The organism is Vogesella sp. LIG4 (genome assembly GCF_900090205.1).
In the GTDB taxonomy this organism is placed as follows: Bacteria; Pseudomonadota; Gammaproteobacteria; order Burkholderiales; family Chromobacteriaceae; genus Vogesella.
On sequence record NZ_LT607802.1, the window covers coordinates 4022545 to 4041480 of the forward strand.

Sequence of the window (18936 nt, forward strand, 5' to 3'; positions counted from 1 at the left end):
TATCGATGCCATGGCTAAACCGGACAACGCGCCAGTACTGAACCAGGCCTTCAGGGTGGGAGAAGCCCTGCAGGAGAACGTGTATACACGTAATGGCCTGCTGTTGCTGAAAAAAGGCCACTACGTGCTGAGCGAGAGCCAGCGCGAACGGCTGGTGCGCATGGGCGTTACCGTGCCGGGCGGCCACATGGCGCCGGTGGAAAGCGATCTGGCGCGCATCGGCGATTTCAGCCCGTTCGAGGAAGTCCAGCATGCCGCGCGGCACCTGGATTACCTGCTGGGCGCCGGCCTGAGTTCGCAGGGCTTCGAGCAGCGGGTGCGCGCGCTGGCCAACCGGCTGGCCGCGTTTACCCAGCGGGCGCCGGACGGCATGCTGGCCGCGGTGCTGCTGGTGCCGGTGAACAAATACGCCGCCGCGCACAGCGTGCACGTGGTCATCATCCTGACCATGCTGGCGGGCAAGCTGGACCTGCCGCCGGAGGTGAAGAACAGCCTGCTGTGCGCCGCGCTGACCATGAACCTGTCGATTGCCTCGCTGATGGACAATCTGCACCACCAGCGCAAACCGCTGAGCGACGAACAGAAGCAACAGATCGAGGCGCATCCGCTGTTGTCATCCGCCATGCTGCGCGAACTGAACGTGCATGACGAGCTGTGGCACCAGCTGGTGCAGACCCACCACGAACAATGGAACGGCAGCGGCTACCCCTACGGCCTCGGCCGCGAGCACATCGAGACGCTGTCGCACCTGCTGCACCTGGCCGATGTCACCGCCGCCAAACTGGCACCGCGCGGCTACCGGGCGGCGCTGAAACCCAACAAGGCGCTGGCCAGCGTATTCCTGGAGGCGGACAAATCCTTCGACCACCACCTGACCTCGCTGCTGGTAAAGGAGCTGGGCATCTACCCGCCAGGCTGCTTCGTGCGGCTGGCCAACCAGGAAATGGGCGTGGTACTGCAACGCCGCAACCGCGCCAACGCCCCCTGCGTGGCCGCGCTGCGCAGCAACGACGGCGCCTCCTACAGCAAGCCGCAGCTACGCGAAGCCAGCAAGAGCCAATACAAGATCATGCACGCCCTGGATCAACAACAGATCGGCATCCGGCCGCAGTACCTGGCCAGCCTGTGGAAACGCCAGCGCATCACGCCGCTGCTGCCGCACGATCAGTAATGCCGACCATCCAGCCGTGCCATAAGGCAACACCGACATGAGCAAGCCCGCCAACCCGCTGACAGCCAACATGATCAACATCGGCAAGATTCCCGCCGATGTGTTCGCCAAGAACGGCATGCTGTTCATCAAGCAGGGTCACTATGTACTGACCCAGGAGCAGAAACAGCGCCTGGTGGAACATGGCCACCTGACCAGCCACGACCGCGCCGCGCTGGTGGAAAAAGAGCTGCGCGAGCGCCGTGAGAAGCAGGAGCAGGAACGCCGCGAGCAGGCCAACCGCAACAGCAACCCGATACTGGAAATGGATCGGCTGTCGCACAAGGTATCCGGCCTGCTGAACCGCTTTTTCGAGTTCCGCCATTTCGAGCTGGAAATCAGCCACGTGGCGGACAGCCTGATCCGCCTCGCCCAGCAGCATCCGGACGGCCTGATCGCCGCCTGTCTGCTGGCGCCGGCACGCGACTACGGCAGCACCCACAGCCTGCATACTGCCGCCGTGCTGGCCATCCTCGGCAAGCGGCTGAACCTGCCGCGTGCCGAACACCACGTACTGCTGTGCGCGGCGCTGACCATGAACATCTCCGCCACCATGCTGCACACCGAGCTGGATCGGCAGCAGGAGCCGATGAACGAGGAACAGCGCTCGGAGATGTATGCCCACCCGCTGCTCACCTCCGCCATCCTGCGCGATCTGAAAGTGGAGGACGAACGCTGGCACCTGCTGGTGCAGCAGCATCACGAAGACTGGAACGGCGGCGGCTACCCGTATGGCCTGAGCAAGGAGCAGATCGACCCGGGTGCGCACCTGATTCACCTCACCGACGTGCTGACCGCGCTGATGACCACCCATGCGCACCGCCCCGGCCACCTGCCGTCAGTGGCGCTGGGCAAGCTGTACCGTGGCGACTTCAGCGCCTTCGACTCGCGCTTCGTGGCACTGCTGATCAAGGAAATCGGCATCTACCCGCCTGGCAGCTTCGTGCGCCTGGTCAACGGCGAAATCGCGGTGGTGGTGCAGCGCCCGCCGGAAGGCCGCGGCAACACGCCGCGCGTAGCGGCGGTGCGCGCCGGCAGCGGCGACATGTACGGCGAACCGCTACCGCGCAATACCGCGCTCAGCGAGTACGCCATCAGCGGCCCGGTATCGCAGAAGGAAGCCGGCATCCGCCCTGCCTTCCTGGTGAAGCTGTGGGGCTGAAAGACTCTCTGACGCCAGCAACGAAAAAACCTGCCGCCGGCAGGTTTTTTCAATGCTCAAGGTTGGCCGCAAGCCTCAGCCGAAGCGCTCGTCCTCGGCCAGGTAGCGCCACTGCCCGGTAGGCAGATCGCCCAGCATGATGCTGCCGATACGGATGCGCTTGAGGCCCACCACGCGCAGGCCCACCAGTTCGCACATGCGGCGGATCTGGCGCTTCTTGCCCTCGCGCAGGATGAAGCGCAGCTGATCCTGGTTCTGCCACCACACCTTGGCCGGCAGCAGTGCCTCGCCATCCAGCGACAGGCCGTGATTCAGCAGTCGCAGGCCGTCGGCGTTCAATTCGCCTTCCACCCGCACCAGGTATTCCTTTTCCACCTCGGAATTCTCGCCGATGATTTCCTTGGCCACACGGCCATCCTGGGTCAGTACCAGCAGGCCCACCGAATCGATGTCCAGGCGGCCGGCCGGCGCCAGCCCTTTCAGATGGTCTCGCGAGAAGCGGTGATTGCTGCGGTCGCCGCTCCAGTGGGTTTCCGGGCGGATCAGCACCGCGGCCGGCTGGTAGCCATCCTCGGCCTGGCCGGAGACATAGCCCACCGGCTTGTTGAGCAGGATGGTGACGCGCTGCGACTGTGCCGCCAGCGCCTGCTTGTCCACCACGATATGGTCGTCCGGGCCGACTTTCTGCCCCAGCACGGCTACCGCGCCGTTGACCTTCACCCAGCCCTTTTCGATATAGACATCCGCTTCGCGACGCGAGCAGACGCCCATTTCCGCCAGGCGTTTGGACAAACGCACCGTCTCCATATATCTCCCACTGCCATGCCGACAAAGGGCGGCATCATACCATTAACCGGCGAGCCGGGCTTACAGGTAGTTGAACAGCGACAGCTTGCTGATGCCGGAGAAGGTCTGCTGCGATGCCTGCAGCGAAGTCACCGCCGCCTGGTAATCGGAAATGGCCTTCACATAGGCATCCTGCCCCAGGCCCACCAGTTGCTCCAGCCGTGTCGAGTAATTGATTGACTGCGCACCGCCGATATCCTTCACCGTCTGGGCGGCATTCATGCGCGAGCCGATGACGGTATTCACCGACACCACCTGTTCGAAGCCGGCATCCAGCCCGCTCAATACAGCCTCCATACCTTTGGAATAGTAAGCGGCGCCGCTGCTGCCAGTCTGCTGGATTATTGGTTGCCAATCCGGGCGGTTGGCAAAGTCCTGATACGGCTGGAACTGATTCGGTACCGGTGCCTGCTGTGACTGGTACAGCATGCGATCAAACGCCGCCGTGCTGGCCGGGTCATTGGGGCCGGTGCGCAGCAGCTGATCGAGACGGGAGATGGCCTGGAACAGCTGGTTGCCATTGGTAAAGGTATCCGGGTCCACTGTCACCGCAGGCAAGGCATTCGGTACCGCCGGCGGGCTGGCGGGAACGGCCGCCAGCGGGGTAGTCAGATTCGGCACCACGCTGGTCGAACCGCCCACCATATTGCCGGGCTCGGTCAATGCCAGGGTACGCGAAGTGCCAATGGCCACCTCCTGGCGCTGGGTATTGCCCTGGTAGGTAATCTTGATGGCCGGGTCCCACTGCACGTCGAAAGGCTTGCTGCCAGTCGCGGTACCGCCAAAAATATAATTGCCTTCCGCACTGGTGGCGTTCAACAGCCCGACAAGGTTCTTCGTATCCTCAACCAGCTGGCTGCGCATTGCGGCCCTGTCGGTTGTCGACAGCGTGGGCTTGCCTGCCTGCACCGCCAGTTCACGAATACTCGTTATCGCGTCCGACACGCTCTGCAGCGTACTGTCGGAAATGGACAGCTGGTCATACGCCAGCGACGCATTGCTCACAAAGCGGTCATTACGGTTGGCAGTCGCAGTGACTTCAACCGCCTGCGATGCCGCAGCCGGATCATCGGCGGCGTTGATAACGCGCTGCTGGCTGGATATCTGCTGATACAGCTGCTGCAGGGTGTCCTGCTTTTGCTGCATGTAGAACACACCCAAACTGAATTGGGAAGTCGTCGAGATTCTCATGACAAGTCCTCAGGTCAGGAGATGGCGTCAAGAAGGGTCTTGAACGTATCCTGGGCCATTTGAATCACCTTGCTGGAAGCCTGGTAGGCCTGCTGGAATTTCACCAGGTTCGATGCCTCTTCATCCAGGCTCACCCCGGACAGACTCTGTTTCTTGGCATTGATTTCCACGTTGAGGTTCTGCTGCGCCGACAGCTGGGTATTGGTAATACTGCCGCGGGTACCGACATAGCTCACCGTCTGCGCAAAGAACACCTCCATCGTCGAGGTGCGGGTAAAGCCCGGGTCGGTGATCTTGGGGTACAACGACGTGCTGCTGGTCTTGGTACTGGCCAGAATCGGTTGCGACTGCATCTGGTTCATGGCCAGCATATTGTTGTTGTCCATGCCGTTCACGCCATCCGTTGCCGGATTCCTGGCCTGAATCGTCAGGGTCTGGGTGCCACTCAGCGGCATGTTCTCCGCCTTGAACGCCAGCTTGACCGTTTGATTGGTCGGCGAGGTCATCTCGAACTCCCACACGCCCTGCTGGGTCGTGGACTTGGTCACCGCGGTACACGTAAAACCGGGAACGGTTACCGTGGGGGTGCCGAACACCGGATTGGTGGTCGCATTGAACGGAATCTGGATCGAACCGGCATTGGGCAAGCCGGTAGACGGCGCCGGCAGCACATCCACCAGTCGTGCGTTGGCCTCCTTGCCCACGAACGGCGTGGCATTGTCCTGGTGCAGATAGGCTTCTTGCCACACCCCGGTAATCTGCGGCTGTACCAGCGAGCCATCCGGGTTGGTTCCCGCCACTGCCACCACACCGGAAGACATGGCCAGCTGCGCCGGGTTACCCACCTTTACCGCCATATGCGCCACCGCCAGTTGCATGGCCAGCGCTTCCTGCGTGATGGAAGTCGCCTGCTCGGCCTGTGTACGCTCGGCACTCAAGTCCTGGAACAGACCACCGGCCTGTGCCACATAGGGGCCGGTATTCGCTACCGGGTCCAGATAGTTCTGGGTTGGCGCCGGCTCGTAACTACCGGTCAGATCCACCCCCAGCTCATGTTGGCGGTTGACTGCATCGGTAAACTCGACCGCCAGGTTGCCCAGGTCGATCTGTACCCGCGGAATATCCTGCCCCAGCAGTTGCAGATTGCCCTGCAACTCTCCACCGCGCAGATCGCTATAGACGATAGGCACCGATTGCCCATTGACCTGGTTGCCGATATCCACCGCATTGAAAAACACGTTGATGGAACTCTGGGTAGACTGGGTGGCCAGCGAACCCGCCTGGGTCCCCACCACCAGCGACGAGCCATTGTCGAGGATGACGTTGTAGTTGCCATCATTGGACTGCACCACGCTGACGTTGATCAGCTTGCTCAGGTCCTGAACCATCTTGTCCCGCTGATCCAGCAGGTCATTCGGGGTGTTGGCCGCACTACCATTGCCGCTCAGAATGGTGATCTGCTTGTTGATATTGGCGATATTGCCGGCCAGGGTGTTGATCTGCTGCACATTAGCCTGCACCGTGCTGCGCAGGCTCTGCCGCATCTCTTCGATCTGGGTGTTGGTGGTCTGGAAGCGGTCCACCAGTGCCTGCCCCTGGCTCAGCACCACCTGGCGGGTGGCAATCGAGGTAGGGTTGGCCGCAGCGGTCTGCATGGCGGTAAAGAAATCCTGCACCGAGGCCATGATGCCGGTCTTGCTGTCGGTGAGCATGTTGTCGATGGTGCCCAGCGAGTTCTTCTGCGCCTGCAGTGAACTGATGTTGGCATTGGAGGTACGCAGCTGGTCTTCCGTGAACTGGTCGAACATGCGGCTGACGCTGGAAATGCTGACCCCCTGCCCCAGGTAGCCAAAACCGCTGTACAGCGGCAGATTGGCCTGCTGGGAAACCACCTGGCGCGAGTAGCCCTCAGTATTCACGTTACTGATATTGTGGCTGGTGGTATCCAGGTTCACCCTGGATGCCGCAAGCCCGGAAGCGCCCAAGCTCAACAGGTTCATCGTTCTCTCCTTACTTCTTTATATCGGCAGCTTCAGGCAGATTTGAAGTCTTCAGATGTGAAGTCTTAAAGCGCCGCCACGTACTTGGCGACAGACTGCAGCTTGGCGGCATAGGCCGGGTCGGTGGCATAGCCACCCTGCTGCAGCGCCTGTGCGTAAGCGCCGAAATCCGACCCCTGATTCAGGGCCTGCCGGTAGCGCGGGTTGTTTTCGATCAACTGCGCGTAGTCATCAAATGCCTGGGCATAGGACTGGTATGCCCGGAAATTATCCACCTGCTTCTTCGCCTTGCCGGCCTGGTATTCGGTGGTCAGCGCGGCAACGGTGCCGCCCTGCCAGCTGCCGCCGGCCTTGATACCGAACAGGTTGAAACTGTTCTGGCCATCCGGCTGGCGCAGCATGCGCTGGCCCCAGCCGGTTTCCAGCGCGGCGTGGGCCACCAGCACGTCCGGGCTTACCCCTAGCTTGGCCGCGGCACGCTGTGCCGACGGCAGCAGCGCCGCCACGAAAGCCTGTTTGTCCGCCGGCAGGTTGGCCGCAGCATCCGCGGTGCTCGCCGTAGTTGCCGTGCTCGCCGCGCTGCTGGCCGGCAAACCGTATGCCTGCTGCAGGCGCGCGCTGGACACCGGCACCGGCAACGATGAACTTGCCGGCGGCAGAACTTGCTGCTCGTCGGACAGATTTGCCGCCCGCAACAATTGCTTGCTCAGCATGTCGCTCAGCCCCATCCCGCCGTTCTGCTCCATGCCCTGCACCAGCTGCTCGTCGTACATGCCGCGGTAGGTGGACATCTCCGACGAATCGTCCTCCCCGCCCAGCGGGTTTTCGCGCATGGCGGACATCAGCTGGTTGAGCAGCAGGGCCTCGAACTGGCCGGCAACGGCCTTCATCGCCGTCTTCGGGTCCTTGCGCGACAGATCGGCTAAGGCATCGGTGGCGGACGGGTCCATTACCAGGCGATTGGACGAGGCAGACAGGGACATGCGGCAAACTCCGGAATCAATACCCCCTTACAGCAAGAATCGGGCCAATTGTAAAAGGCACCCGCAGGTGCCTTTTACAATTGGCCCGAAACCCGGCAATCAGATGATTTGCAGATCGGCCTTCAGCGAGCCGGCGGACTTCATCGCCTGCAGGATGGAAACCAGGTCCTGCGGCGTGGCGCCCAGGGTATTCAGCGCATTGACCACCTGCGACAGGTTGGCGCTGCGCGGCAGGTTGAGTACCTTGCCGCCATCGGCCTTGACGGCAATATTTGCCTGGTTGGTGGTAACGGTATTGCCGCCACTGAGCGGCGGCGGCTGGCTCACGTTAGGCGTGTTGTTCACGGTAACCGACAGGTTGCCGTGGGCTATCGCGCACGGGTCCAGCTTTACCGCCTTGTTCATCACGATGGAGCCGGTGCGGGCATTGATGATCACCAGCGGGTTCTCTTCGCCCGGCTCCACCGAGATGTTCTCCAGCCGCGACAGGAACTGGATGCGGCTGTCGCTATCCATCGGCGCGTGCACTTCCACCGTGGCGCCGTCCAGCGCGCGGGCGGTGCCGCTGCCCACTTCGCGGTTGATGGCCTGCACCACGTGGTTGGCGGTGGTGAAATCCGACTCCAGCAGATTGAGCATCACCACCTCGCTGCCGACAAAGGCATTGGGCACTTCGCGCTCCACCGAGCCGCCGGACGGGATGCGGCCAACGCTCAGCTGGTTGACCTGCGCCTTGCTGCCGCCGGCAGAGGCGCCGGCACCGCCGACCACCACATTACCCTGCGCCAGCGCGTAGATCTGGCCATCCGCCCCTTTCAGCGGCGACATCAGCAGCGTGCCGCCCTTCAGGCTCTTGGCGTCGCCAATCGAGGACACGGTGATATCCAAAGGTTGGCCGCGGCGCGCAAACGGCGGCATCACCGCCGTCAGCGACACTGCCGCCACGTTCTTCGGGTCCAGCTTGGTCCCTACCGGCACCTGCACCCCCAGCTGGTTCAGCATATTGGTCAGCGACTGGGTGGTGAACGGCGAGGAGTTGGACTTGTCGCCACTGCCATCCAGACCCACCACCAGGCCATAGCCCAGCAAGGGGTTGGAACGCACCCCGGCCACCGCCGCCAGCTCCTTCAGCCGCTGCGCAGCACCGGCATCCATGCACAGCACGGCCAGCAGCAATGCCAGCATCAATCGTTTCATGGTCATTGCTCGCATCAGAACGGCATCACCGACAGGAAAATCTTCTGCAGCCAACCGGTGTCGTTGTACAGACGGTTGCGCCCCTGGTTGAGCTCTTCGACCCGCGCATCCGCCAGGCGGGTGGAATCGATGGTGCGATCCTGCTTGATATCGCGCGGGTTGACCACGCCGGACAGGCGCACGAACTCATGCTCGCTGTTGATCTTGATCTGCTTCTCGCCGCTCACCAGCAGGTTGCCGTTGGGGTAGACATCGATCACCGTCACGGTGATGGTGGCCTGGAACTGGTTGCTGGTGGTATTGCTGGTCTTGCCAGACTCGCTGCCGGAACCACTGCCGCTAAGGCTGGTACCGGCCAGTTTCTTCTCCAGCGCGCCCGGCACGAAGGGCAGCGACAGGCCTGCGCCGATCGAGCCGTTGACGTTGCTGGAGCGGCTGCCGGTGGAGTCTTCCTTGTTGGAGGAGGTGGTGTTTTCGCTGATGGTCACCGTGAGGATGTCCCCCACCCGCAATGGCACCTTGTCCTCGAAGAAGGGCTGGAAGCTGCCAGCCTGGAAGATGGCGCCCTGCGACGGCACCGGCATCGCCGGCGGCTGTGGCCGCAGCGACATCGGTTGCTGGGTGATCGGTTGCGATTGCGTGCTGCATGCGGTCAGCAACACAGTAACGATCAACATCGGCAGCAGTTTTTTCATGATCTTGCCTTAACTGGAACTCAAGCCGCTTGCAGCCGGTTCTTACATCTGCGTCAGACGCTGCAGCATTTCATCCGAGGTCTTGATCGAACGCGAGTTCATTTCATAGGCGCGCTGCGCCTGAATCATGCCCACCAGCTCCTCCGCCACGTTGACGTTGGATTCCTCCAGGAAGCCGGACTTGATGGTGCCGAAGTTCTGCAGCCCGCCGGTACCGGCAATCGGCGCACCGGATGCGGTGGTTTCGCGGTAAAGGTTGCCGCCCAGCGATTCGAGGCCGGCCGGGTTGATGAAATCCGCCAGCTGCAGCTGGCCGATATCGGCGCGAGCGGAACTGCCCGCCGGAATGTAGGACACGGTGCCGTCTTCCGCCACCTGGAAGCCGGTGCCGTCCGGCACGGTCAGCTCCGGCTGCAGCGGGTAGCCTTCCGAGGTTTCCAGACGGCCGGTGGCGCCGCGCTGGAATTCGCCATCGCGGGTGTAGCCGGTTTCGCCATCCGGCAGCGTTACCTTGAAGAAGCCGCGGCCATTGATGGCCAGGTCGAATACGTTGCCGGAAGTGGACAGGCTGCCCTGGGTATGCGAGCGCGCGGTTGCCGTGGGCGCGGAGCCCAGGCCGATATGCAGGCCGGTAGGCAGCTCCTCGCCGGTTTGCAGTCGCGAACCCGGCTCGCGCAGGGTCTGGTACATCAGGTCCTGAAACACCGCACTGCTGCGCTTGAACGCCTTGGTCCCCACGTTGGCCAGGTTGTTGGAGATCACATCCAGGCGAAACTGGCTGGACTCCATACCGGTCTTGCCGATGTAAAGCGAACGCATCATGGTGGTGTTTTCCTAATTCTTGTCGTTAACCGTTCAGCGTCAGGATCTCGGTCGCCTGACGCGCATCCTGGTCCGCGGTCTGCATCATGCGGACATTCAGCTCGTACTGTTTGGAATGGTTGATCATCTCGACCAGACCATCCACGGCGTTCACATTACTGGCTTCCAGAAAACCGCTGCGCACGTGCACTGCCGGGTCGGCATCGGCATCCTGGCCGTCGTTCTGACGGAACAGGCCATCGTCGCCCTTGTACACGCTGCCGGCCGGCGGGTTCACCAGCTTGATGGTGCCCACTTCCTGCAGGGCACCGCCGCTGCCCGGATCAGCAAATACCGTGCCATCTTCGCGCACCACCACCTTGCTACCTTCCGGAATCTGCAGCGGGCCGGTCTGACCGTTGATCACCAGGCCGGAACGGGTACGCATGGTGCCGCTGGCGTCCAGCTCGAAGCCGCCGCCGCGGGTATAGGCTTCACTGCCGTCCGGCAACTGAACGGCAAAAAAACCCGGTGTGGACAGTGCAAAATCGAAATCATTGCCGGTCTGCTGCAATGCGCCCTGCGACAAGTTGTGCCCCACGGTGTTGTCCACCTGGTAGACGCGGGTCGGTGCGCCATCGCCCACCACCGGCAGCGCGCGGAACGCCACCAGGTCGGCCTTGAAGCCGGTGGTGTGAACGTTGGCCAGGTTGTTGGCCGTGGTCGCCTGCTGCAGGTCGACATGCTTGGCGCCGTTCATCGCCAGGTACAGCATCTTGTCCATTCAGTTCACACCTTCAATGCGACGTATTAACGCAGGTTCAGCAGGGTCTGCAGGATCGAGTCTTCGGTCTTGATGGTCTGCGCATTGGCCTGGTAGAAGCGCTGGGCGGTAATCATGTTCACCAGCTCGGCGGTGGTATCCACGTTGGAATCTTCCAGCGCGCCCGACTGCAGCGCACCCAAGCCGGTGGAGTCCGGGCTGCCCACCGTCTTGGCGCCGGCATCGCTGGTATACAGCCAACGGTTGTTGCCCACCGGGCGCAGGCCTTCCGGGTTGACGAAGTTGTAGATTTTGACGTGGCCGATGTTCTTCACGTAGCCGTTGGAGAAACGCGCCGTCACCAGGCCATCGCTGCCAACACCCACGCTGGCCAGGTTACCCAGCGGGAAGCCATCATTGCTGACACTGGTTACCGCAAACTGGCCGGCATACTGGGTAGTGCCATCCAGATGCACCACTACCGGATTAGCCAAAGGAAGCCCAGTCTGGGCGGCGGTGAGCTGGAAAGTCACCGGCGTGTTCTGCAGCTGGCCCAGGCTATCAAAGCTGATCTGGGTTGGCGTATTACCTACAGCAGGTGCAGCCGTGCCATCGTCATTGGTAATCGTCCCGCCATCGACCTGGCGGAATACATCCCAGGTATTGGGTTGCGTGGCAGGCGGGGTAGCCGGCCGCTTCACAAAATAGATTGTCAGCGAGTGCGCAGAGCCCAGGTTGTCAAAAAACTTAGTGGTATTGGTGTAGGAGTAGGAGCCGCGCACCGCCGGGTCCGGCACATCGTAGCCACCGTTTGCCTGGGTGGCAATTGGCGGTGTCGAGGTGGAGCTGGCATCCAGGTTGAAGTTCCAGTTCACATTGCTGGTTGCCTTGGCGACACCTTGGGCAAGGTTCTGGATATTCAACGGCCCTTCCGCGCCGATTTCATTACCGAAGTCATCCAGCTGATAGCCCGTCAGGAAATAACCGTTGTTCTCGAAGTAGCCGTCCTTGTTCAGCTTGAACTGGCCATTACGGGTGTAGGCCGCTACACCGAGACCGCTTTCCGCAGAGTTCACCTGGAAGAAACCCGGGCCGGATATCGCCAGGTCCAGCGGGTTCTGCGTGGTGGTAACGTTACCCTGGAAAAAGTTCTGCACTACGTTGACGGTCTGCACACCGATACCCACCTGGGTGTTGCTGATCGCCGTCAGGCTGTTGGCGTAGAGATCGGCAAACTCGGCGCGCGACTGTTTGAAGCCGACGGTGTTGGCGTTGGCCACGTTGTTACCGATAACATCCAGTTCCTTGCTGGCAGCGCTCAGACCGCTCAAACCCTGCTGAAAACCCATGATTGTCTCCTCGCCCTGCTTATTCGGTAATCAGTTGCACATCCGACATGCTGACGCGCTGTCCGGATGAAAGCAGCAACTGCGGTTTGCCGGTGTCGAATGCCACTGCACTTACCAGGTAGCCCTGCAACGGGGTGGCTGTCACCGCGGTGCCGGAGCTGCTGGCAGTGACATTCACACTGTAACTGCCATCAGCCAGCAGATTGCCGTTCTTGTCCTTGCCATCCCAGGTGTAGCTGACCATGCCGGCAGAACCTGCCGCCGGCAGGCTCAGGCTACGGACGATGTTGCCGCTGCTGTCGGTAATATCCACCGAGATCTTGTCCGCCGGGCCTGCCAGTTTCAGCATGCCGGCCGCGCTGCTCTGCTGCAGATTGATGTCATTGCCGGCCGCCAGCACCTTCTTGCCCAGCACATTGGTGGCCGCCATCGACTGGCTGGACGCCTGCGAATCCATCATCGACTGCAGCGTGGCATTGAGCTTTTCCAGACCGGACACCATGCTGATCTGCGACATCTGCGAGGTCATCTGGCTGTTGTCCATCGGGTTCAGCGGATCCTGCGCCTGGATCTGCGTGGTGAGCAGCTTCAGGAAGCGGTTCTGGATTTCCTCGGCCGAGGTCAGGTTGGCCTGGGTCGAAGACGAGCTGCTGGTACCGTTGATCTGGTCCAGTTGTGACTGGGTAAAACCCGAGTTGGCAATAGTGGTCATGACGCCCTCCCTACTTCAACTTACTGGCCCAGCTGCAGGGTTTTCTGCAGCAGGGTCTTGGCGGTATTCACGATTTCCACGTTGGTCTGGTAGGAGCGGGAGGCGGAGATCATGTCCGCCATCTCTTCCACCAGGTTCACGTTGGACATCTTCACGTAGCCGTTTTCATCTGCCAGCGGGTGGCCCGGCTGATACTTCATGCGAAAAGGCGTGGTGTCTTCCACCACGGCGGTGGCACGCACCCCGGCCACCTGCGGCATGTCGGCGACAACCGGCGTGGCGGTGAACATGATGTGCCGGGCGCGGTACGGCTGACCGGTGGAGCTGGTGGAGCTTTCCGCGTTGGCGATATTGCTGGCCACCAGGTTCAGGCGCATGGATTGCGCAGTGAGCGCGGAGCCGGCAATGTTGAAAACGTTGGACAGGGACATGATTATTGACCGCCTTTGATGGCATCCATCAGGTTGCTGATGCGCTTGCTGAGGAATGTCAGCGTGCTTTGGTACTTGAGCGCGTTGTCGGTAAAGGCCGAACGCTCGATATCCATATCCACCGAGTTGCCGTCGATACTGCGCTGCACGGCGCTGCGGTACTGCAGCTGGCCGCCGCTGCCCGGCAGTGCCTGGCCGGCGAGATGGCGGCCATCGGTCTGCGTCATCTGCAGCGAGCCGCCCTGCCCCGAGGTCTGTGCCTGCAGTGCCTCGGCAAAATCGAAATCGACAGCCTTGTAGCCCGGGGTGTCGGCGTTGGCGATGTTGCTGGCAATGACTTCCGCGCGCTTGGCTCGCAGATCGAGCGAATGCTGCAGAAAGTCGAGTTGCTCGGACATCTTGTTCAACATGACACATCACCCCCGGTGGAATGCCGCAACTAAAGCACGATCCGTGCCAACAATTTTTTGCAATTGGGGTCAAGAAAATCAGGCTTCTGCCGATGGCTGCCGGCGGCGGCAACAGCGGCAACGGCAAGTTTTGCCGCCTGCCGCCCATGAAAAACGCCACCGTTTGCCGGTGGCGTTGCAGACCCCGCGCGCCGCGAGGCTCCCTTGCAAGGCAAGGGCGGAGAGATGGGGAAGAAAACAGCAAGGCTGCCGCTGCCAGAGCCAGGCAGGGGCGGCCCGTCAGCCGGATCCGGTAGTATCAGGCATACCGTAGCGGCTTGCGGCCAACCGCATCAAGCGTCGTCGCGAATCTCGAAGTCGTGCGTGATATCGGCAGTCTTGCCCAGCATGATGGACGCCGAGCAATACTTGTCTGCCGACAGCGAGATGGCACGCTCCACCACTTCCGGCTTCAGGCCGCGGCCAACCACCACGAAGTGGAAATGAATGCGGGTGAACACTTTGGGATCAACCTCGGCGCGGTCGGCCTCCATCTCCACCCAGCAGTCACGCACGTCCTGGCGCGATTTCTTCAGGATGTTGATCACGTCGTAGCTGGTGCAGCCGGCGGTACCCAGCAGCAGCAGTTCCATCGGGCGCGGGCCCAGGTTGCGGCCGCCGCCTTCCGGCGCGCCATCCATCACCACCGCGTGGCCGCTGCCGGTTTCGCCCATGAAACACACGCCATCCACCCACTTCAGTCTTGCCTTCATTGTTGTTCTCCGCGTGAAACAAGGCGCCTAGCCTAACATCGCCGATTTGGGCCGACAAAGAATCACCGGTAAAATGGAAAGATTGATTTGTTTTGAAGCCAGATAATGCTTGTTCTCGGTATTGAATCGTCCTGCGACGAAACCGGCGTCGCGCTCTACGACACCGAACGCGGCCTGGTGGCCGACCAGCTGCACAGCCAGATGGCCATGCACGCCGAGTACGGCGGCGTGGTGCCGGAGCTGGCCAGCCGCGACCACATCCGCCGCATCCGCCCACTCACCGACGCCTGCCTCGCCGAGGCCGGCATTACCCTGCAGGACATCGACGCCATCGCCTTCACCCAGGGCCCCGGCCTGGGCGGTGCGCTGCTGGTGGGCGCCAGCTTCGCCAACGCGCTGGCCTTTGGCCTGGGCAAGCCGGTGATTCCGGTGCACCACCTGGAGGGCCACCTGCTGTCGCCGCTGCTGGCCGAACCGCGGCCGGAGTTCCCCTTCCTGGCGCTGCTGGTCTCCGGCGGCCACACCCAGATCATGGCGGTGCGCGGCGTGGGCCAGTACGAAATCCTCGGCGAGACACTGGACGATGCCGCCGGTGAAGCCTTCGACAAAACCGCCAAGCTGCTCGGCCTGCCCTACCCCGGCGGCCCGCTACTGTCGAAGCTGGCGGAAGAAGGCGATCCGACGCGCTTCACCCTGCCGCGGCCGATGCTGCGCTCCGGCGACCTGGACATGAGCTTCTCCGGCCTCAAGACCGCGGTCTTGACGCTGAGCAAGCAGGTGCAGGCAGAACACGGCAGCATTGACGAGCAGGCGCGCAAGGACATCTGCCGCGCCTTCCAGGAAGCAATCGTCGAAGTATTGGTGACCAAGTGCCAGCAGGCGCTGAAGCAGACCGGCATGAAGCAGCTGGTGGTGGCCGGCGGCGTGGGCGCCAACAAGCAGCTGCGCGCGGCGCTGGATGCGGCAGCCAAACGCCGCAAGTTCGCGGTGTACTACCCGCCACTGAAGCTGTGCACCGACAACGGCGCCATGATCGCCTTCGCCGGCGCCATGCGCCTGCAGCACGCGCAGCCGGCCGGCGGTTTTACGGTCAAACCGCGCTGGGATTTGTCCAGCCTGCCGGCGGTGTGATGATTCGCCACACAAGCATACTGAGCGCACGAAAGCCTCCGCTTCGTACACCCGACATCCGCAGCAATGCGCAACCCGCAGCTGCACAGCCAGCACACTTTTTGCGTGCGCAGCCCTGTGCCGCCGTGGCAAAACGATAACCATGATCCAGCTAAAGAACCTCACCCTGCGCCGCGGCCTGAAAGAATTGCTGCTTGCGGCCAACCTCACCATCAACCCCGGCAACAAGGTCGGCATGGTCGGCGCCAACGGCGCCGGCAAGTCCAGCCTGTTCGCGCTGCTGCGCGGTGAACTGCATGCCGAAAGCGGCGATGCCATCGTGCCGGCACACTGGACCATGGCGCACGTGGCACAGGAAACCCCGGCGCTGCAGCGCAGCGCGCTGGACTACGTGCTGGATGGCGATGCCGAGCTGCGCAGCCTGGAACAACAGTTGGCCGCAGCCGAACAACATGGCGACGGCCACGCCATCGGCCACCTGCACGAGGAACTGGCGCGCGTTGACGGCTACGCCGCGCCGTCGCGCGCCGCGCGGCTGCTCACCGGCCTGGGCTTCAGCGAGGACGCGCAGCAGCGCCCGGTGGCGGAGTTCTCCGGCGGCTGGCGCATGCGTCTCAACCTGGCGCAGGCACTGATGTGCCGCTCCGACCTGCTGCTGCTGGACGAACCCACCAACCACCTGGACCTGGAAACGGTGCTGTGGCTGGAGGACTGGCTCAAGGCCTACCCCGGCACCCTGCTGGTGATCTCGCACGACCGCGACTTCCTCGACAGCGTGACCAGCCACATCGTGGAAGTGGCGGCGCAGAGCCTGACGCTCTACACCGGCAACTACAGCCAGTTCGAGGTGATGCGCGCCGAGAAGCTGTCGCGGCAGCAGGGCGCCTTCGAGAAGCAGCAGCGCGAAATCGCCCACCTGGAATCGTTCATCACCCGCTTCAAGGCCAAGGCCAGCAAGGCGCGCCAGGCGCAGAGCCGCGTCAAGGCGCTGGAAAAGCTGGAGCGCATCGCCCCGGCCCACATCGCCTCGCCGTTCGACTTCCATTTCGATACCCCGGACAACCTGCCCAACCCGCTGCTGCGGCTGGATGGCATCAACGTCGGCTACGGCACCACGCCCATCCTGCAGCGCATCAACCTGTCGGTGATGGCCGGCAGCCGCATCGGCCTGCTGGGTGTGAACGGCGCCGGCAAATCCACGCTGGTGAAGCTGCTGGCCGCCGAACTGGCGCCGCAGGGCGGCGAGCTGATCCGCGCGCAGATGCTGAAAATCGGCTACTTCGCCCAGCACCAGCTGGATACGCTGCGCCCGGACGAATCGCCGCTGTGGCATATGCAGAAGCTGGCGCCGGAAGTGCGCGAGCAGGAACTGCGCAACTTCCTTGGCGGCTTCAACTTCCGCGGCGACAACGTCACCGACCCGGTGGGGCCGATGTCCGGCGGCGAAAAATCGCGGCTGGCGCTGGCACTGATCGTGTGGCAGAAGCCCAACCTGCTGCTGCTGGATGAACCGACCAACCACCTGGACCTGGAAATGCGCCACGCGCTGACCATGGCGCTGCAGGACTTTGCCGGCGCGCTGGTGGTGGTATCGCACGACCGCGCACTGCTGGAAGCCACCACCGACGATTTCTGGCTGGTGGCGGACGGCGGCGTGCAAGCCTTCGACGGCGACCTGGAAGACTATCGCCAGTGGCGCCTGGCGCAGCTGGCACAACAGGGCCAGGACGCGCGCCCGTCCGGCGGCGACGCGCAGAACGTTGGCCGCAAGGAACAGAAGCGGCAGGAGGCCGAAGCGCGGCAGAAGCTGTCGGCAGCGAAAAAACCGCTACTGAACAAGCTCGCCAAGCTGGAAAAGAGCATGGCAGCGCTGACGCAGGAAAAGACGCAGCTGGAAGCCTTTTTGTCATCCGAGGATGCCTACAATGACGCCAACCGCCAGCAGCTGGGCGACAGCGTGAAGCGCCAGGGCGAAGTGAGCAGCCAGCTGGAGGAAATCGAGCTGGACTGGCTGTCGCTGCAGGAAGAGCTGGAACAACTGGAACAGCAGTACGCGCTGTAACGCAATAGCCTTGCGGCCAACCATGACGGCGACGGCAAGGCGGTCTACAATGCCGACCTTGATCAGGAAGGATGCACCCAATGAAAATCAGCTGTAATTTCGATGCCGGCAGTATCGAGGTAGTTTCCGCCACCGGTTTTGACGACATCCAGCTGCGTATCCGCAAGGACAACGCCTCGGACTTCGCGCAGTGGTTCTACTTCCGCCTGCAGGGCGCTGCCTACGAAACTTGCACGCTGCGCTTCCTGAATCTGGACGAAACCGCCTACCCATCCAGCTGGGAAGGCTACCAGGCCGTGGCCTCCTACGACCGCATGAACTGGTTCCGCGTCCCCACCCGCGTGGAAGGCAAGCAGCTGGTCATCGAGCATGCGCCGCTGGCGGACAGCATCTACTACGCCTACTTCGAGCCCTACTCGCACGAGCAGCACCTGAACCTGATCGGCATGGCGCAAAGCTCCGGCCTGTGCCAGGTATCCGACCTGGGCTTCACCGTGCAGCAGCGCGACATCAACCTGCTGACCATCGGCCACCAGGTGGAATCCGATCTCAAGATCTGGATCACCGCGCGCCAGCACCCGGGCGAAACCATGGCCGAGTGGTTCACCGAGGGCCTGATCACCCGCCTGCTGGACCCGCAGGACCCGACCTCGCGCGCGCTGCTGGACCGCGCCACCTTCTACATCGTGCCGAACATGAACCCGGACGGCTCGGTGCTGGGCAACCTGCGCACCAACGCCGCCGGTGCCAACCTGAACCGCGAATGGCTGACCCCGAGCGAGGAAGCCAGCCCGGAAGTATTCCACGTGCGCAACAAGATGCTGGAAACCGGCGTGGACCTGTTCCTGGACATCCATGGCGACGAGACCATCCCCTACATCTTCGTAGCCGGCACCGAGGGCGTACCGAGCTACGACGAGCGCATGGCGAAGCTGGAAGACAAGTTCAAGCACCTGCTGCGCCTGGCGTCGCCCGACTTCCAGGACGAGTACGGCTACGACAAGGATGCGCCGGGTGCGGCCAACCTGAGCATGGCCACCGCCTGGGTGGGCGAGCAGTTCAAGTGCCTGGCCTATACCCTGGAAATGCCGTTCAAGGACAACGACAACCTGCCGGACGACGACTACGGCTGGAACGGCCAGCGCAGCCTGCGCCTGGGCGAAGCTGCACTGTCCGCCATCTACGGCATCCTGCAGGAACTGCGCTAAGCGAAGTCTGCACAAAGAAAAACGCCGGCCAAG

The 18936-nt window shown here is 62.5% G+C and carries 18 protein-coding genes; 5 read left to right on the top strand and 13 right to left on the bottom strand.

The annotated features are described in order from the left end of the window. Positions 1–10 precede the first annotated feature (10 nt). Together PSELUDRAFT_RS18520 and PSELUDRAFT_RS18525 are read left to right on the top strand one after the other, a co-directional pair. Positions 11–1171, top strand: a complete 1161-nt coding sequence (locus PSELUDRAFT_RS18520; protein WP_088968221.1) for an HD-GYP domain-containing protein — start codon at positions 11–13, stop codon at positions 1169–1171. Between the two features lie 37 nt (positions 1172–1208). Beyond that, positions 1209–2372, top strand: a complete 1164-nt coding sequence (locus tag PSELUDRAFT_RS18525) for an HD-GYP domain-containing protein (RefSeq protein ID WP_088968222.1) — start codon at positions 1209–1211, stop codon at positions 2370–2372. A gap of 75 nt (positions 2373–2447) precedes the next feature. Here the strand turns inward: PSELUDRAFT_RS18525 and PSELUDRAFT_RS18530 are convergent, their stop codons facing one another. The 13 genes from PSELUDRAFT_RS18530 to PSELUDRAFT_RS18590 form a co-directional block, all read right to left on the bottom strand. After that, positions 2448–3179, bottom strand: a complete 732-nt coding sequence (locus PSELUDRAFT_RS18530; protein ID WP_088968223.1) for a pseudouridine synthase — start codon at positions 3177–3179, stop codon at positions 2448–2450. Between the two features lie 60 nt (positions 3180–3239). After that, on the bottom strand, positions 3240–4409 hold the full coding sequence (gene flgL, locus PSELUDRAFT_RS18535) for a flagellar hook-associated protein FlgL (RefSeq protein ID WP_088968224.1): 1170 nt from the start codon (positions 4407–4409) through the stop codon (positions 3240–3242). A gap of 14 nt (positions 4410–4423) precedes the next feature. Then, entirely contained in the window at positions 4424–6409 is a 1986-nt protein-coding gene (gene flgK / locus PSELUDRAFT_RS18540; RefSeq protein ID WP_088968225.1) for a flagellar hook-associated protein FlgK, read from the bottom strand. A gap of 65 nt (positions 6410–6474) precedes the next feature. Further along, on the bottom strand, positions 6475–7392 hold the full coding sequence (flgJ, locus tag PSELUDRAFT_RS18545) for a flagellar assembly peptidoglycan hydrolase FlgJ (protein WP_088968226.1): 918 nt from the start codon (positions 7390–7392) through the stop codon (positions 6475–6477). 99 nt (positions 7393–7491) lie between these two features. Continuing rightward, positions 7492–8589, bottom strand: a complete 1098-nt coding sequence (locus PSELUDRAFT_RS18550; protein WP_088968227.1) for a flagellar basal body P-ring protein FlgI — start codon at positions 8587–8589, stop codon at positions 7492–7494. A gap of 14 nt (positions 8590–8603) precedes the next feature. After that, complete coding sequence (locus PSELUDRAFT_RS18555) at positions 8604–9284, bottom strand: flagellar basal body L-ring protein FlgH (protein ID WP_088968228.1); 681 nt, start codon at positions 9282–9284, stop codon at positions 8604–8606. A gap of 42 nt (positions 9285–9326) precedes the next feature. Then, the gene (gene flgG / locus PSELUDRAFT_RS18560; RefSeq protein ID WP_088968229.1) at positions 9327–10106 is read right to left on the bottom strand and encodes a flagellar basal-body rod protein FlgG; all 780 of its coding nucleotides are present in this window, start codon (positions 10104–10106) and stop codon (positions 9327–9329) included. Between the two features lie 25 nt (positions 10107–10131). Beyond that, positions 10132–10869: a flagellar basal body rod protein FlgF gene (locus PSELUDRAFT_RS18565; protein ID WP_088968230.1), complete on the bottom strand. Its 738-nt coding sequence runs from the start codon at positions 10867–10869 to the stop codon at positions 10132–10134. A 26-nt stretch (positions 10870–10895) separates the two neighbouring features. Further along, positions 10896–12197: a flagellar hook protein FlgE gene (gene flgE / locus PSELUDRAFT_RS18570; protein WP_088968231.1), complete on the bottom strand. Its 1302-nt coding sequence runs from the start codon at positions 12195–12197 to the stop codon at positions 10896–10898. Positions 12198–12216: 19 nt separating this feature from the next. After that, positions 12217–12909 (bottom strand): flagellar hook assembly protein FlgD, encoded by a 693-nt coding sequence (locus PSELUDRAFT_RS18575; protein ID WP_088968232.1) that lies wholly within the window; start codon positions 12907–12909, stop codon positions 12217–12219. A 20-nt stretch (positions 12910–12929) separates the two neighbouring features. Then, a complete protein-coding gene (gene flgC, locus PSELUDRAFT_RS18580; RefSeq protein ID WP_088968233.1) occupies positions 12930–13340 on the bottom strand; it encodes a flagellar basal body rod protein FlgC in 411 nt (136 codons plus the stop codon). A 2-nt stretch (positions 13341–13342) separates the two neighbouring features. Then, complete coding sequence (gene flgB / locus PSELUDRAFT_RS18585; RefSeq protein WP_088968234.1) at positions 13343–13750, bottom strand: flagellar basal body rod protein FlgB; 408 nt, start codon at positions 13748–13750, stop codon at positions 13343–13345. A gap of 332 nt (positions 13751–14082) precedes the next feature. Next, the gene (locus tag PSELUDRAFT_RS18590; protein ID WP_088968235.1) at positions 14083–14502 is read right to left on the bottom strand and encodes an OsmC family protein; all 420 of its coding nucleotides are present in this window, start codon (positions 14500–14502) and stop codon (positions 14083–14085) included. Positions 14503–14607: 105 nt separating this feature from the next. On the opposite strand from PSELUDRAFT_RS18590, the gene tsaD reads away from it, so the two are divergent. From tsaD to PSELUDRAFT_RS18605, 3 genes are all read left to right on the top strand, one after another. Beyond that, positions 14608–15633 carry a tRNA (adenosine(37)-N6)-threonylcarbamoyltransferase complex transferase subunit TsaD gene (gene tsaD / locus PSELUDRAFT_RS18595; protein ID WP_088968236.1) on the top strand — a complete coding sequence of 342 codons (1026 nt, stop codon included), beginning with the start codon at positions 14608–14610 and terminating at the stop codon, positions 15631–15633. A 142-nt stretch (positions 15634–15775) separates the two neighbouring features. Continuing rightward, positions 15776–17695 (top strand): ATP-binding cassette domain-containing protein, encoded by a 1920-nt coding sequence (locus PSELUDRAFT_RS18600; RefSeq protein WP_088968237.1) that lies wholly within the window; start codon positions 15776–15778, stop codon positions 17693–17695. An 80-nt stretch (positions 17696–17775) separates the two neighbouring features. Then, positions 17776–18903, top strand: a complete 1128-nt coding sequence (locus tag PSELUDRAFT_RS18605) for a M14-type cytosolic carboxypeptidase (protein ID WP_088968238.1) — start codon at positions 17776–17778, stop codon at positions 18901–18903. The last annotated feature ends 33 nt before the right edge of the window (positions 18904–18936 follow it).